Origin of the sequence: Wolbachia endosymbiont (group B) of Ischnura elegans (assembly GCF_947251585.1) — a bacterium.
Lineage (GTDB): Bacteria > Pseudomonadota > Alphaproteobacteria > Rickettsiales > Anaplasmataceae > Wolbachia.
Genome location: NZ_OX366371.1, coordinates 2,134,411 through 2,153,008 on the forward strand (window position 1 = coordinate 2,134,411; position 18,598 = coordinate 2,153,008).

The following is an 18,598-nucleotide window of genomic DNA, read 5'->3' on the forward strand; positions in this document are numbered from 1 at the left end:
TAAAGTTAGGCAAACTAGTTCATATGTAGATGTGGGTGAAATGGGCTAATATGGCTAGTTTTAGCGTATAGCAAAATCACTATATTAAAAAGTTCGTATGTATCGTTTGGTAGACCAAGCCATCCCAAAAAAACTTCTTCTCACGTTCCTTGGTTTTGAGCGCTGGAAATGGGTATATTATTTAAGTTATTAACAATATACAACACTAAATTAACATCAATTTGTTTGATGAAGAACAGACTCATAGCAAAAACCTAATTTTAAAATAGAACTTTTTACAGCACTGGTTCCAAGTTCAAAAAAGTGAAAAAAAGCAACCTGAAATAAAATACCGGACTATAAATAAAAATTGCTTGTGTTACCAATCTTAGTATGATAAAAATATTATAGAGTTAAGTTTCTATGCAAAGCAAGTTAATGTTTTATGTTAAAAGCACAGCAATTACTGAATGAATCATCAGGTACTAACATTGCTTTATTAACTAGAGATCCTATCTTCATTTTTCAACAGGTAAAAGTGGCAATAGATGAGAAGGAAAAGGAAAAATTTGAAGGACTTGTAAAGAATTTAAGGGAACACTTGCCTAGTGACTTTAAGATCGGAGCTGCTGTAAGTGAAGGAGATTGCTTTTTTGATTCTGTGGCTCAAGGTTTGAATGAACTAGTAGACAAATGTTTCATTACAAGCGATAAAAAATTTAACGCAAAGTCTTTACGGAGAATTTGCAAGAAATGTGCGCAAAAAGAATTGAGTGTTCTACGAAATGATTCATGGTTGGATAAGTCTTTAAATAAAGAAAATGAGAAACTTCATGAATATGTTCCACGTATTGAATTCACTGCAGAAGATATTAAAAACGCTAGCTCTGATTCAGAGGTAAAAATTCTAAAGTTGGAAAATGCTATATGGGGAAGACCTGAGATTGAAGGAAAAATGATTGCCGATGAATATAATGTGGAGCTTTGTTTTTATTCAATTAATGAAGAATTCGGTGGAAAGATCTCAGTAACTAAAATTACAGTGAATAGCGGTGATCCAGAAGTTTTCATAGAAGAAGAGAATCTTGAAGAACTACGGGTAGATACTAAAAAATTTATTGGAATAGTAAATTACAAAAAACATTTTGTGCCACTTCTTAGTAGCATTAAAAAAGATATTGAAAATAATGTAGAAGTCTCTAGAGAAGAAGTTTATGGTGTAATAGGTAAGAACAGTCCTTCTTTGATTGAAGATATCAGAAATTATGATCTCGGGGAGAATAGTTGCTTAAATAATAATCAAGCAGAGCTTCCTATTAATAAAAAAGGCGATGGTAACTGTTTTTTTCATGCTGCATTTGGTAGTAAAACAACTGACATGTATGAAACCGAAAAAGCAGAAGACATGAGAAATGAATGGAGTAATTTCTTGAACCAATTCACATCTCTAAATGACATACGGATGCCAGAGCGCCTTAGAGAACAGTTGGAAAAGGTTTTTAATATTTTTTTAGATAATCCAGAAGATTTAACTGGTGGATCGAGTGCAATAAAGAATTTAGCTGAAGAGACAAAGAAAAAAATCGAAGCTGTTGAAAACGCAGCTAAACAACTAGCTGATAGATTAGCTATAGGTGATAACGCAGTTAATTCCAATTTAAAGGAATATGCATTAAAAAATGATCCTAGTCTAACTGAAGATGAATACGATAGAAAATACAATAGCGAATTTGTCGCAAAAGAATCATTCTTCAGAACTGAAGGGCTTTACAAAGCTTATTTAGGAGCAGTAAATAATAAGAATTATTTTGTATTTTTTGAAGAAATTCCTGTTTTAGCATCCTTAGCCGATGTTAAAATTACTGTTTATCGCGATAATCAGAATGGACCTGAAATATTTGAGCCAAATCAAGAATTACTAGGAAGTTATCGACCAAAAAGAGAAATTTGGGGACAAAAAAAGGAAGTTGTAATATGCCACCAAGGAATGCATTTTTCATATATTGATAGCTTAGATAAGCTAAACGAATTAATCAATAAAGAAAGTACTAGAAGTATGTTTCAGCGACAATTCAAGCAATCTTCTTCTAATAATCGTCAACCTAAATCAGGCCAAAAGCAGAAACTTCAGCCAGGTCCTTCTCATCAAGTCGGTAGCCTAAGAGAACAACCATCAGGTTTATCAGAAAATAGGAAGAAAAGATCTAATAATGGCCTTAGTCAACCAGGAATTTTAGAAATCCAGCAGGTAAGTCAGGAATTGTTGTCTTCTGATGAGGAGTACTATGATGCTAGTGATAAGGTTGAGAGATCTTCTATATCTTGCGAAAGTGATTCTGACCTAGAGTCTATTCCTACTGTATCACATTTTAAGCAGCGTACTTGGAAAGACGGCAAATTTGGAAAAGCTGATCACAGTAGCTTTAATGAAAATAAGGGAACAAGGAAGTCATTTGGTGAAAATGGATATATAGAGGGACAATGGAAGAACGATCATTTGATAGAAATAGATTCGTGTCAATTTACTCATCCACATAATAATAAAACAGTTTATATTAGGAAGCAAAGTCCAGGTTATTTATTTACTTTTGATCAGGAAAACTTTATTGCAAGAGTAAGCTTCAACAAGATTGAAGAGTTAGATTTTGCTGGGCATCCTATAGGTATAAAACGAAATTTTCTTGAAAAGCTTAAAATTACTAAAATTATAGAAGATGAATTATTAAATAACAGGGATAAAGCTTATGAACAATTTAAACAGTTTTTGCAGGATAGAAGTGGTAAAACTGCAGATAATCTTGAGTATGCAGAGGATCTTTTTCAGTTTTCTAAAAGATTAGAAGATTGGAGAAAGTTCTCTAGTAATATATCGATATTAGATGATGTAGTTAATAATCAGAACATTTCACGCGAGACAAATAGTAGTAGTCAACAATTGCTTAATAGAGAAAGAGCTCTGGATATAAGAAAGAAAGAGTTTTCTCGAGTTGATCAATTTTATACAAGGGATTTGCTGACAGGATTACAACAAATCTGTAAAGATGGAATAAATAATCACGGAAGTATCTTATATGACAAATATCTTTGGTCTATTTCTGTAATGGCTCCATCTGTTATGGTAGATCATTTATCTGACTTGCATGATAAATCGGTATTTTATATCAGTAATAAAGATATGGAGTTGTTTGCAGATCTTGTTGATATGATGAGTGAGCAACCTTTCCTGGATCTTGTAGGTGATTCATGGAATGCTTTATTTAAAAGGATAAAGGAAATGAGGGGAGAAGCACTAGGGAAACTTGCTTCTTCACAAAGTTTTACACCTTTAACTCATCCTATGTATTTTTATCTTTGTAAGAGCTTTCAGGAGCTAATTTTAGAGATTAGTAGTAAAACAGATATTTCTGTTAATGATCTACTGAAAAAAGACGGTCAAGGAAAATGGGGCTTAATACAAACTATAAATTGGCCATTAACTTCCTCTCTAAACCGCTCTCTCGAACAGCAATATCACTTTATCTTTACACTAATGAAATATTTTGAGCCCGGTTATTATTCTGACAAAAAAGAATTTGAATACAAACTTAAATCGTTACAGGACCCTGGTGATGAAACGTGGTTGCAACGTATAAAAAACTCTGTTTCCAATTTCTTTGGCAATAATGAGTTATCATCCATATCATCTCAAGAGCGCTTAGCATGGATATATATTATTGACAGTGCAATTACTAATCTGCTTTCCGAAAAAGAATTAAAGTTATTTGAACCTCTCATACAAGGCTATATGGATTTTATTAAAAACACAGAAGGTGATCATTATGAGTCATTTCGAATAGCAACACATAATGTTATAAGGTTTATAGCACAAACAAGTCCTTATCTCTCAAAAGAAGTTTCAGAAATTGATCGAGATATTTTAACAAAACAAATAAAATCTATTAAGAAGGCGTTTTTAGATGAACAATCTAGTGATTTTAGAGACTTGGTAGATGTATATAACGAGTATTGGAAGAATAGAAAATTTATTTTAGAAAAAATTCCTGATAAGTTTCCTTATGGGGAGTTCAAGCAAAACATGGAAGCAATACGTAACACACTACTTGATATTGCAAGTACTGCACTTGATAAAAAAGCAAAATCACAAGGGTTCATTAAGTACTTTAGATCGTTTAATGAATTTTTAGAGGATTTAAATAGTATAGAATTCAGTTGGTTTATTAAAGGAACTAATAATGACTTAACTGAAGTAGAAGTAGCCAATAAAGATAAAAATTCATATAAGGTTTTAGATCCTGAAAATTTCATCAAAAAATATAAGGATAATATCCCTAATCACTACTTAATTGAAATCACTCAAGATCTATTAAATAGTGTAAGTAATTTACTTGAGCAAAAAAAATGGTCTGATGACGATAATTTGAGTGCAGCAAGTGAGTTACTGTCAGCAATTAAGAAATCTTTTCTTTATCTAAAGGAGCAACCTAACTACGTGTCTTTCGATATATTCAAAGAAGAAAGTACAAAGCCGTTTATTTCTGTAGTAGGGAATAGCATATCTTATGAGGATTTTAAAAAACGAATTGGTATCATAGGGGAATCTTTTTGGTATTTAAGAAAACAAGATGAGATTGATATAGACAAAGCTTTAGAGCTATATAGAAAAGAAAACAATAATAGCACAGTAGAAACACTAAGAGATTGCTATAACAGATACTTAAAAGAATTTAACTCCTATATACAAGAGACTTCTGACAAAAATTACCAAGATAAAATTAAATTTATTACTGAAAAGGTACGGGAGCAATCAAAACAAATTAAAATTGATGAATGGAACACAAAATTCAAGAGAGAAACTTTACCTGATCTTCTTGCTGGATTAGCTGCTGTGTGGTCTATACAAGAATCAAAGGATATTGCAAGTACAGGAAAAAGCTTAAAGCCACATTGTATTCAAATATTATGCATTTTGCGATTGTTAAGTGTTGATAAAGACTCTAAAGGTGTTGATAAGCATCTTGCGCAAGTCTTAACAGGGCAAGGGAAATCGCTTGTACTAGGTTTACTCTCTTCACTATTAGTATTGACAGGTCATAAGGTCAGAACTGTTTGTTATAGTGAATACTTAGCAGCTCGAGATCAACAAGATTTTAACGGCTTTTTTAAGGAGTTTGGTATTGGTGACAAGATAACTTATGGTACATTTGAGAAGATGGCAAATGAAGTGATAAAGCCTGAGGTAAATGGCAAGAAACAAGATTTAAGAGAATTAGTTAAAGGCCGTATTTTAAATCATAGCGTGGAGCAATCTGGACAGATAAAGCAAGAGGATATCAGCAATACTATTTTACTAATCGATGAAGTAGATGTTTTCTTTTCTGATCAATTCTATGGAAATACTTATGGTCCATGTAATACTATACATATTTCAGGACTAGCTAGTATTCAAGAGAAAATATGGGGAATGGCCAGCAAAAATTATGAAAAAAGTACTATTTTGAAAGAGGTAGGAGAAAGAAATCAAGATTTTAAAGAATTTAATAAATTTTTATTTAAACCTGGAAAATACTATCTTTTGAAAGAAAAAGATAATGTGGTTATTAAAAAAGAATATACTAATCGGTCTCTCTATCAAGAACATCTAGAGGAAATGATTGATGCTGCAATACGTGTTACAAAAGGAAGTGATAAAGACTGGTACATTAACAACTATAAAATTAACGATAAAGGAATCATAAGTTATAGAAGAGACGATGGATTTTATTCCACTTTGACTTATTGCAGCTATTACAACGTATTTAATTACTTTAGGTTAAAGAAAAAAGACTTTGATTGTAAAAATTATGGGTATTTGAATATAGACTGTGGCAAAGTGTCTTATGCAGAATTGCCTAAGGAATATCCTCTTATCTTAGGAGTAAGTGGTACCTTGACTACGCTAGATGAGCATGAAAAAAAAGCGGTAAGAAAATCTTATAACATCAGAGAAAATTCCATCATGCCATCTTTTTTTGGTGATTCTCATTTGAAATTTAATTCAAGTGAAAATTTTACATCTCAGAATTCAGAAGAAGAATGGCTCAGTAAAATTTTTAATCGTGCAAACTCTAAGGTTGGTTCAGGACAATCAGTGTTAATATTTTTTGATACAGATGTAGAAATAAGAAAGTTTAAAGAAAAATTCTTCGGTAAATTTGATCGCTTACACATATTAACAGAAAATACGGAAGAGCATACCAAAGAAAAGTATATCGATGAGGCAGGTATTGCAAAAACAGTAACGCTAGCAACAAGAGGTATGGGTCGTGGTGTTGATTTTAAGTCTAGTGTTGCTGTAGAAAATAGCGGCGGGGTGCATGTTATACAGACATTCTTTTCACTTGATATAAAAGAAGAAACACAGATTAAGGGTAGAACTGCACGTAAAGATAATAAGGGTAGTTATGAGTTGATACTCTGTAAAGAACATTTGGTAAATGCTGGGTTTCTAAAAGAAGAAGAAAAAGAAATTACTATAAATTATGAAAGCTTGAATAAATCCAGAGAACAAAAAGTAAAAGAAAAAGGCTCAAAAAATGAGAAAAGAATTAGAGAGTCAGAAAGTAATCATAAGACAACGATGGATTTTCTTGAATCTTTTTTTCAAAAAGAATGTAGCACTAATATAGATCAGCCATCTGTGGAACCAGCAGTAAGTAGACAACAAAATAGGTAGGAGTTATATATGTTTAATGTTCAAAATCAACAGATTAGTGACAGTGGAAAAAATGTAAGCTCTTTACTGAATATTGAGCAAGCTATTGAATGTTTAAATTCTTTGGGGAGTTGGGTAGGAAATGAGCCTTGGCTAGCAAACGTGTCAGAAGAATTAAATAAACGGTATAGAGAGCTAAGGAAGGACATAAGAGAAAATACTAATTCTTGGTCTTATTCGCAGTATTGTAAACGCTTAGCTTACCACTATTTTAACCTTGCGTGCTATTATAATGATGAGCTGTTTAATAAGCATAAGGTTGATTTAGAAAGCGTAAAACAATATCTAGAAAAATGTTTAGAGAAGCTTGCTGAAGTTTCTGGAGAAGGCTATTCAGACGGGACAAAAGAATTAAAGAATGATGCTGAAAAGTTTTTGACAGAAGTAAAGAAAATACATGAGCAGCAAGAAGATCTGCTGACAAAATATAGCACTTTTAATAAATTCAAAAAGTACACAAAATTATGTATTGTTTTAGGTAGTATAAATCAGGTTCCTTTGCAACAATGCTCTGCTGAGAATAGACAGCAGATTCAAAATATTCAGCTGTTAAGAGTCATTAATATGCTAGAAGATGCAATTACTGTACCTGAGTATAAAAATACTTTCATTACTGCAGAGCAGTCTGACTATTTAGGTCAAGTGTATCAATTGGCTGGCCAACCTGCACTGAGTATACGATATAAGAGAACTAGTGACAATCTCAAAAAAACTGTAAATGCAACGAAGGAACATAGTGATAAGAAACAGGAGATAAAAGATATTATTAGCAAAGAAGTTAAAGAGTATAAAAGTAATTTAGTGCAAGTTAAAGATTATATAGAAGAAAGGCTTCATAGGTCGCTTAGCACTATTGACAATGCTTATATTGAGAGAAAATATATAAAATATTGCGCAAGGCTTTGGCTACAAGAAACAACAAATTTACTAAAAGAACTGACTGAAAGTAAAAGCCGTGCTGTTATTCAAGAAATTTTTAATTCACTAGATGATATAAAGGATTTAAGCCAGATTCCTAATCCTTTAAACCAACTTGAGTGTTACATCCTTTTAATGAAGCACTATGAATTGGTTAGGAAAGAGGATGAAAAAATTTTCATAAGTCGGTTTAAAAAAGAGTGCTTGGAACAAATAGTTGCCTATAGTGATTCTGCTGAAAAAGAATTAGTTTTTCTAGAAACTTTTGTTGACTTTTTAAGTTCCTCTAAAAATCTTCAATCAATTATTGCTGAACTGGAATTAGGAGACTTTTGTCGTGGTGATTTATCGTTTGATGAATTGATCAATAATATTATGAAGCTTGAAGTAGATACTTATGGTGAAAATCTTACAGTTTTGCAAGAAGCAACAGAGGGCTTGGAGGAAGAAGATCTTTTTTTAATAGACAAGTTTAAGGAAATTATAGGTGCTTATATAAAACCAGTAGAAATACAAAAGAGAAGAATAGATAATCGATTGGTTGTTGAAGTAAAAGGGAAGAACATTGTTGTCAGTGAAACTTTACGGCAATTAGAAAATGCACTTTTAGAAAATCCAAATATAGAGGAAGTACGTTTTGTCGGCGCTGGTATTATACATATTGATACAAACCTTAAGAGTAAAGTTTGGCAGGGAAGGAATGTAGTTATTTTAACCAAAGCAATAAAGGTTTATGATCAAGTAACCTGGGATGTATCTGGAAAAGATAACGATCATACCTATTCCAATAATGCAGGTACTGGAAAAGATGGTCATGGCAAACAAGGAGCAGATGGTTATCCTGGGGAAAGTGGTGGCAATGTCTTGATTCTAGTAGAGAAAATAGAAAATCCGGAAAATTTTACCATTATTTCAAATGGTGGTAAGGGTAGTAAAGGACAAGATGGTGGAAATGGAAGAGATGGTAAGGATGGAGTAGGTATTACAAAAGCAGACTTTGATAATGAATTTCCTTCAGTTGTTAAGCTTGCTGCTACACCAGGAGTTAGAAAGGAATTAGTCTCAAAAACTATTAAGAACATAAAGAAAAATTCCTTGATGATAAAAAACGAATTGTATAAAAACAGTGAAGACAGTTCAGCAGGTAATATTTTTATAGAAGTAACAAAAAATCAAGGAAATGAGGTAATTTTTTCTTATTGTCATGGTATCCTTTCATCGCGCTATCAAGCTTTTCTTCTCTATAAAGGATCATTAGGGCAACCTGGAGGACATGGTGGAGAATATGGTTTAGGTGGTCAAGGAGGATATGCCGGAGAGATAATAGTAAGAAATCTAGAAAATAGCAGCAAGGAATTTGGCATTGTAAAAAATGCTACGCAAGTAGAAGAAGGAGAAAAAGGACAGGGAGGTCTACATGGTATCCATGGGAAAAATGGTTGGGATATGGGTTACTTGGACTATCAATCGTGGAAAGAATTTAAGTTTCGTGGTGGAGATCAAAACAGTAAATGTACACTAGAATATTATGATAAAGATAATGATCCAAGTGATCGAGTATGGTGTCCATATAAGGACAAATATGCTGGCATCAAGGCTACCAGTATTGAAAATAAAAAGCAAAAAAGGTGTGAAGAAAGAAAAAATACCAGACAAAACAATGACCGACAACATCACGCACAAGCTGTAAGGAAAAAAAACATTTCACAAAGTAGCATTTTAGCTAACTATTCTCATCATTTGAGCTCTATAGAAAGAAGTACGTTGCAGAATTTACAATCCGATTTAGAGAGTACTAAACAACATGCTTTGCAAGCAATTGTTGAAAATCAAGAGCAGCAGGAAAAGCAAACTACAGAATTAGGAATTAAGCGTCATTCTTCTTACCAGAGTAAAAGTAAGCATTATAGCGATATCTTTACTACAACATCTAGTACCACTTGCAGAGAGACCATTGATGTTAAAAGTTTGATTGGTAAGCTAGCAAAAGAACCACCGCGGCTAGACAATTGGTTTCAGTTAAAAAAGGCAGAACTGAATTTATCTCAGCTTAGTCAGTTATTTTTAGTTTTTGAAACCTTAAAAGGTAGCTCTCCTGAAACGGGTAGCTTACAAAATAATATAGAGCTACAAGACATAGAGAAGCTTTTGATTGATAAGTATAGACTTGCTACATTGCAAGAAGTTGTAAAGCAATTACCACCTTATCAGGAGGTTACAAATAATGTAGAATTAACACCTGAAAATGCAGCAAGATATCTCATTGAAGCAAAAGAAAATGATAACAATATTTCTCACCATATTTTAGGAACTCTGAATCAATATCTTTATGAAAATAGTACAGAACAACATGAAAAAATTTCTAAATTCAGTAAAGAAGAATTACAGAATACAGAGAATAAAGCTTTAAAATACTCAATTAGAGCGTTTGTTTTAGAAGTAGGAAAATTAGAAGAGGAACATACAGATGTTAAAAAATATTATAACGAATATAAAGAATTTCTAGAAAAACAGAAACGCAGTTTAGATATATTTTTTGAGGCGTTTAAGAGTGAACTATCTCAGTCAAGGCATGTAGAAGTATTTGGTTTGTGGGTCGAAAGTATTAAGGATAAATCTCTAAGAAGTAAGCTAGAGGAAAAAATACAAAAAGATAAATTTCTGAATGCTCTTTATAATCGCTTTAATAGTCAACTTAAGCAAGAATATGACTGGAATGAGTGTTGTAAAGATCAAGCTGTCCTTAGAGAACATGATAATTATATTCAAGAAAAAGGCCTATTGTCAGAAAGCTATAGGGAATTATTAGCCTACATTTTCGATATTAATATTAGATTATACGCTGAAAATCAAGATAATAAATTGTTTCTGCAAGGTGATCACAACCCTTCATCTAAGCAAGTTATTCACATATTATGTAGAGACAATAAATTTATACAATTAAATATTGATAAAAATTACTTAAAGCTAGAAGAAGAACGCAAAAAGAAAGATAGTCTTTATACACAGATTTTTGCAGAAATTAGGCCATTTAAACAAAAACAGGAGTTCGATGATTACTTAAAGAATAAAGCTTTTCTATCTAATAACAGTCCTTCAGAAAATGAGCAATCTTTTAATGAAGAGGAAGATATAGAAAAAATTATAGAATACTTTCCTGAAGGGGAAAAACAACAGTTAAAAGAGCGGTTGGAAAAAATCACATCTCGGTATATTGGACAGCAAAGAATTTTGCATAATATGTTAAAGCGCTTTTCTAATGAAGGAAGGCATGTGTCCTCTCAAGAATTATGTTGTTTAGTGAACTCAATTCTAACCTTTATTATCGAAGATAGAAAAGAGATGAATATCTTTTGTTGGATAGTTGCAGCATATCCTCAAAAGAGCTGGATAGATGAATTAGTGTTACTACAGTTCGAAGATTATTTCAAAAAACCATTAGCAGAGAAATCCAAGTGGCGAGAATACTTATCGAAGATAGAAAATAAGGACATTTTACTGTTATTTAAAGTAAAGTTAGATCAACATAAATCAAGCAATCCTATTTCTGCTCAATGTATTGAAGATACTCTGCATTTATTAAGTAATATTCCAAATGAAACAGTTAGTTTAGAAGGACTAGAGTTATCTGAATGGCCTTATGCTTTAAAAGAAAAATACTGGACATGCAAGCTATTAGAATTAGTAAATTGGCAAAAGGGTGACTTACCAACAGCTTCTTACTATCTTTTATCTATAGAGAATATTTTTGGCACTCTTTTAGCGGAGAAATTTATAGAGGCTCTAGAGAAGAAAAAACAAGAATTGTCATCTGATAAGCTTACTAATATTTTATCTAATTTTCATAATGAAAAATGGAACTTAAGTGAAAAAGAGTTAAATACCCTTAACAGTTGTAGCATTGATAAGTGGGAACAGAAAATGCAGCAGGAGTTTATTGCTAATAAAGAAGAACGAAAGATAACGCAGTTAGTTGAACTAATTAAAGGTAAAGGTAATACTTCAGAAAAAATTAAAGACAATTTATCAAAAATTGCAGACTCCATTAAGAGTATTTGTGATGAGAAATATGTAATCGGTGGAAAATCTGTAGGTAGTTTTACAGAAGATGATATTAAAAATTGGGTAAAAGAATTTCGCAATATTGGTAAAGGAAAGCAAGATGTTAAAGAGGAAATGCTTGCTGTAATATGTAGAGCAATAGAGTTAAAAAAAGAATTAGAACTAAAAAGAGTATTTAAGCTTCGTGATACTCAAAAATTAACTGTATTAGCATTATTGACAAATGATCGCAGCACCCTAGCACAAGTGTCTACTGGAGAGGGAAAATCATTAATTGTAGTAGCAGCATCAATTATGAAAGCACTTTATGGAGAGAAAGTAGATGTTATAACTAGTTCTTCTGTATTGGCAAAACGTGATGCTGAGGATAATAGAGATATCTATAGTTTATTTGGTATTAATGTATCACATAACTGTAGTGAAGATATTGAAAAAAGAAAGGAAGCATATTCAGGTAATCAAGTGGTATATGGTGATTTATCTAATTTCCAGCGCGATTATTTATTAGATAAATTTTATGGGAAAAATATTTTAGGAGATCGTAATTTTAAAAATGTAATTGTTGATGAAGTAGATAGTATGTTGCTCGATAAAGGTAACAATATGTTGTACTTATCTCATGATCTGGCAGGACTAGATAAGCTGGAATCTGTTTACATTTACATTTGGCAGTGGATTAATAGACCAGCTAGAGATAATAAAGAACTTTGCTATGCTTTTGATGCTAAAGCAATTAAAGAAGCAGTGATAAGTGACTTATATGGATTGGTGAAAAAAGAAGATATTGGAAAGCTTGGGTCTGAATTAAGCGAGCAGCAAAAAAATATTATGTGGGAACGTTTAATCGAAACTGAGATATTAGATGATCAGGGCAAATTGTTAAAAGGAAACATTAATGACAATGAACTTAATAAAGTACTTTCACCTGAATTTAATTGTTACAAAGATCGTTTTCTTTACCTTTTAAAAGAGTGCATTGAAAGAGAAAAATTTATACATGTTCCCAATAATCTCAGACCGTTTATTGAACAGCACTTAGAATCTTGGATTAATAATGCTATAACCGCGTTCTTCATGAAAGCAGGAGAGGATTATGTAGTGGATGTAGATAAAACCGGAAGTAGTCCAGATCGCAATCCTAATATTACAATTCTTGATAGAGATACAGGAACAGATCAAGCTAATTCTCAATGGGATGAAGCATTACACCAATTTTTACAACTCAAACATGGATGTAAATTATCTTTACAAAGCTTAAAAGCTGTTTTTATCTCTAATGTTTCTTTCTTTAAATTGTACAGAAACTTATATGGATTAACAGGCACCTTAGGGTCACAGAGAGAAAGAGATTTATTGCAGGAGATACATGAGGTAGACTTTGTAACTATCCCTACAGCCAAGTCTAAGCAATTTCGTGAGGAAAAACCTATTCTTTGTACTGGCAAAGATGAATGGATAAAGCGCATATGTAATGAAACAAAAAGGCTAACTGAGGAAAAAAAACGATCTGTTTTAATCATCTGTGAAACAGTAAATGATGTAGAGACTTTACACAAAGCTTTTGGAGGAAAGGATGCAAAACATGTTCATACATATAAACGAGATTACGAAGGTTTTGATAAAGGGTTTGAAATTGTTCAAGGTAACAAAGAGTTGGGGCAAGGACAGATTATTATTGCAACAAACCTTGCTGGTCGTGGAACTGACATAAAAATTACAGAAGAATTGAGGAAAGCAAAAGGGTTGCATGTTTGTTTAACTTACCTACCTAGCAATATTCGAGTTGAACAGCAAGCATTTGGGCGAGCAGCAAGAAGTGGAGACCAGGGTTCTGGTCAATTAATCATTATGAATTCAAAAGGACAAGAATACAGTAACTCAAAAATACTTGATTTAAAAAAAGAGCGCGATGTGGAAGAATTACATCGTATATCTGACATTAAAGCTTACTATGATACTCAGATTACTATGGAAGAAAGCTGTTTTAAAGCATTCAAAGAGCAGTACAAACAATTGAAGAAAGACCTTGATGATAAAAAAGTACCTACTGAAGTTAAAGAAATTTTATTGCAGAGTTGCTTGGACAAATGGGCTTTCTGGTTAGATGAACACAGTAAATATGTAAGAAATTTGACAGGTGAACAGGATAAAAGAAATCTTCACAACCTACTGGATAAATTTATTTCACAATTAAAGAATTTAGACACTGGGTATAGCGAAAAGTGCTTACCTTCGTATGAAAGACCTCCAACTCTAATTATTGAATATGATAGCACAAACTGGTTAGCCTGGGTTAAAGAAAATCCAATTCAAATGATTAAACTTGGAAAGTATCTCTCTCAAAATGAGGAACATAAAAATGCTCATAAAAATGCCATTGAGCTGTTTGATGAAGTGATTGAAAAGGAGCTATATTTTTCTGAAGCAGCACGCTATTACAAGGCATTTGCATTAGTAAAGAAGGTTGATTGGGAACAAAAGCCTTTAAAAGAAGAAGATGAGAAAGTTTTGAAAGAACTTAAGCAAGAATTGCGAGAAGCTGCAAGGCTTTTAGATGAACATAGTAAATTTGCTATCAATGCAGCAAGCGTTATTGGTAAGATTAAGAAGAATAATAACGAAAGCATCATTCAAATCAACGCTTATGAAGAACAGCAGAAGAGTATAGCCAATCTTTATTATATGTTTTCACGATCTATAGATGATATTTTTGGCCACACCATTACTCCACTATCTTTTGTTAATTATGATATTAAGGAAGAGCTGGCTGAAGGTCTATATAAAGATCTTCTTGAAAAGGGCATGCTAAAAAAGCCGAGAGTAAAAAAGAGCATTTCTGAAGAAGAGCTAAAAGTGATCAGTGCTGGGTACGGAGTATCAGTTGAAACATTAAAAAATTTTCTTTCCAAATATGAAGGGAAGGAAATTAATGAGAAAGAATTTCAAAAAAAATTAAAAAAAGAAATACAGTTGCCTAGCCGAGAAGCATTTTGGAAGTCATTGGTTGAACAAAAAATCTTAAATGAAGAAGTTAAGTGTGTTGTAGTTAATAATGAAAAATTGAAAGAAATAGATCCTTCATTGCTGGACCATCTGACTGGAAAAATAAACCCAAAAGAGTTAGAAAAGCAAACTCTAGAGCTCAATAATGAACAGATTCTTTTAAATGTAGAATGGGTTACACAACAGAAAAATAAAGGTAATATTTTTAAAAAAGATGATTTTATAAAGATTGTAGGCAAAGACAAATATAAAATATTGAAAGAGAGAGGAGTACTTTCATTTAACAGAAAAGCGCATATAGACCAAAGTAAAATTGAATCTATGACTTTTCCTTGTTACGATTCCATTACTCTGGAAGACTTTACTAAAGTAAATATCACTAAAAGTGAAGCTGAAAAAATTTTAGCAGAACTAGCTAAACAAAAGGTCATTGAAAAAAAGGATGGCTCAGAAAATAGTGCTTATGGACTAAAGATCAAATTTGATGAAATCAAACAAGTTCAGCTTTCTTTCTGTCCAGTTTATGAGAATGTCCTAAAAGGACTATTATCTACATGTTTTACCTATAGAATAGCCCTTCAAAAAATTGCAGTGCAGCTAGAAGAAAAAAACTTTCCTGTTCGTCTGCAATTAATAACAAAACCACATCAAAGTTTAGTCTTGGAATTATTAGAACAGAAAATTATCAGACCTACTATGGTAGCAACTAAAGATGAAGACTTAGAGGAAAAGTTGAAGAGTATATATAGTCAAAAAATGACTAAAGATAATTTTAAATGTATACTTTCTAAAAGTACACTCATTCAAGAAGAGTGTATAGAAAAGCTTTTTGGCTTCTTGGTTGAGAAAGGATGGATTACCCAGTACGATCCAATGCAGTCTATACAAGATGAGGGTATTAGCAAGGAAAACATTAAAAATGCTGGCAAATCTTTAGTACAAGATCTTTATTATATTAATAGCCCTGACAAAAGACAAAAACCTTTAAACTTTTTTCCCGAAGGAAGCCATGAAAACGTACTGACCAAGTTGCAAAGTATTGATAAAAGTGTGGAAAAAGTTTTAGATAATCAATTACAATTAGCGAAAGAAGATACAATTAAAAATATTGTCGGCACTTTAAAAAGATCAAGAAGTGTATTAAAAGCTTTAAAAGTTCCTGATAGTAAGCTAAAACCTCTCACTGAGCTTTATGGTCAAGGTGAATTTGCAAATATAGAAGAAGTGCATGTCTTTTCTCTAAATGGATTAGATCAACTTTTACAATTAGAAGAGAAGAAGTGGACACAAGAAATGCTTATCAACACTGTAGCAGTAACTGTTATGGGAGTAAGACAAATAGCTATAGGTACTGTAATAGAGTTGTACTCATTGGGGGTGATGACTCATGTTGGTGCTGCGTTTGTTAATGAGGGTGTAAATGATCTCTTCTTTGCTGCTGGTGCTTTAAAGTCAGGTTATTTTAGTTGGGAAGATTATGGACAGCATAAGCTTGAAAGTTTAATAATGACAGCTGTTACTGTTGGTATAGGAGCTTATCTTTCAAGAGGTGCTAAGGTATCACGTTTTGGCCATAAACTAGCTGGGCCTAATTTTGAATTTGGTAAGAAAGTAGCAGAAATGTCCGGAACTCAGCTGATTGAAACTGCAGGTAGTAAGGTAATAAAAGGAGAAGTTATAAAGAGCTTAGCATCAGGTTGGAAAGTAATAGGAAAAGAAGTTGCAAAGCGTATTACATCAAAAACTATAGAAGGGTTAGCACTTGGCTTAGCTAATGCAGGAGTTGATACACTCGTTGAAAATTACCTTCAAGCACTATGTGAAGGCATAGCTTCTAAAATTTTATCAAATATTGAACAAGAGGTTGAAAAGCATAACGTTTCTACAAGCCTAAAAAAAGCCTATGAGGTATTAGGAAGAGAAGAAGCAAAAAAAGTTATAGATGGTTTAACCAATAGTGTTTTCACTGAGCAAAATTGTGTGGAAAAATTCTTGCCTGTAGCTAACAAGATAGTTAGTAGTGTGACTCAGGGAATTGCAGAAGCTGTTAAAAAGAGAAGTACAACAAGTAATAAGTTGGAGTTACCCATTCATACTATCAGTAAGGTAGTGGTGTGGTCAGAACGTGTCGCTCACATTAGCAAAATACCTGGTATTACTGGCAGTTTTTTGGATAATTTAGATCGAAAAATAAAAGATAGGTTGAGTAAAGATGAAAATACTAAACGAGACTTGCCAACTCAAAGGCAAGAAGCAGAGGTAGGCTATAAAGTATTTAAAAAAGAAACGACTGATCAGTGGAAATCACTGCTTCACGAAAAGGCTGGGCAAATTATAGCGCGACATATTGTAAGCCCTATCCTTAAAGAAGGTACCAATCATCTGGTTAGGTATGTTGGAAAAAAATTGCAAGAAATATATCAATCCTATAAAGAAAGTGGATACCTTGAATATTGTGAAAAACTGAAACAGGAGTATAAGGAAAAGCTACAGAGCGCAGAACAATGTGATAACACATCTAGAATAGAAAACCATATTACAGAAAAGTATCATAAAGATTTACGAGAGCTGATGATTAAAACTAGAAATCCTGACTTGCTCGCAGATATAGTCCGAGAAAACATTCCAATGGATATGATATGTGTTAGTGCGTGTACTCAAGCGGTGCATAAGATATTAGAAAAGCAAGGGATTGTGATTACAGGACTAACCATTATTGTTGAAGGAGATGGTGGTATAAGACAAAGATTTTCCTCTACATCAAATGAAACAGAAGGCATCACTATTCCACTTAAGCTCAAAGATAACCATTTTGAATTTTGTGGAAGCAGCGCATCAGAAAACAGTAGTGAATCAAAAAATAATTGCTTATATGAGGCTTTATCAGAAGCCATACCTGAACTAAGAGGTACAATAACACCAAAAGGATTTAGAGATAAAGTAGCTGATTGTATTAAACATGATAAAGGAATACGGTATCACATTCAGCAAGGCTGGCACCGGCTTCCTATATCTCTTGGTGCGTTTGGTGGTGCATCTGCAAGAAAGCGTTCGAAGGTAATACATGATTTTGAATCGTCATCCTTTGATAATGAAGAGTTTCTTGGTTACGAAGAATATCAATATAGGGAACGTAACGTATCTGATCACCTAGAAGACCGTTTTACACGCTTTTTTCGTATTGGTGGAATAATACAAAGAGCTTCTGAACAAACAAATATACTAAGGAATCAAGTAGTCAAAAGTGGATCAAGTAAATCTCAAGATCAGAGTAGCAACAAAGGAAGAGAAATTCATGCAGCGCATGTAGTCAGACTTGGTGAGATTAATCACGAGATGGTAAAACAATCTGAACAGCTTTATAATGAATTCGTAAATTTTCTAGGTCATACACAAAATGTTCCAAAGTATGCAAACGAGTGGCATGGAATAGGTGGAGATATAGATAAGTTTCAATCAAGGAATCTAAAAGAATTAGGTAAGATAAATTTTAGAGAAAGCCTTACCGTAGAAGCTGCAAGTATAATAAAAAGCGTAAAGGAGGATTTTATAGCCGTACTAGATACCCGAATTAATGGAGGAAAGCTTGATAGTGGAAAGAAGTCGGAGCTCATAAAGGTAAAGACAGCTTTAACTAATACTACAATTGAAGCAGTGTTTGAAAAAGGAAAAAAAGGTTATTTAGGTGAAGGCATGAATGCGTATCGATAGGCAACTACTTGCTATTGAATTTTAACGAATATTGCAAGATTAATCGGGGATTATTCTCTCTATCGTTCTCTACATTTTTATTACGGAAAGTTCAAATTCTAAATTAGGAGGAAATAGAGAAGCAAGTAAGAGAAGTTCCACAATTTTTAATCCACAGCTAAATGAGGAGTTATA

2 protein-coding genes are annotated in these 18,598 nt (G+C 32.7%); both read left to right on the plus strand.

Annotated features, from left to right (window positions below):
- Nucleotides 1-424 precede the first annotated feature (424 nt).
- A complete protein-coding gene (locus OPR58_RS10930) occupies nucleotides 425-6,691 on the plus strand; it encodes an OTU domain-containing protein (protein WP_265022696.1) in 6,267 nt (2,088 codons plus the stop codon).
- A 9-nt stretch (nucleotides 6,692-6,700) separates the two neighbouring features.
- Nucleotides 6,701-18,424 (plus strand): DEAD/DEAH box helicase, encoded by an 11,724-nt coding sequence (locus OPR58_RS10935; protein WP_265022697.1) that lies wholly within the window; start codon nucleotides 6,701-6,703, stop codon nucleotides 18,422-18,424.
- Nucleotides 18,425-18,598 lie beyond the last annotated feature (174 nt).

Excerpts from the sequence above, each read along its gene's own strand:
- OPR58_RS10930 (WP_265022696.1), top strand. The coding sequence starts at position 425 with ATGTTAAAAGCACAGCAATTACTGAATGAATCATCAGGTACTAACATT.
- OPR58_RS10935 (WP_265022697.1), top strand. The coding sequence starts at position 6,701 with ATGTTTAATGTTCAAAATCAACAGATTAGTGACAGTGGAAAAAATGTA.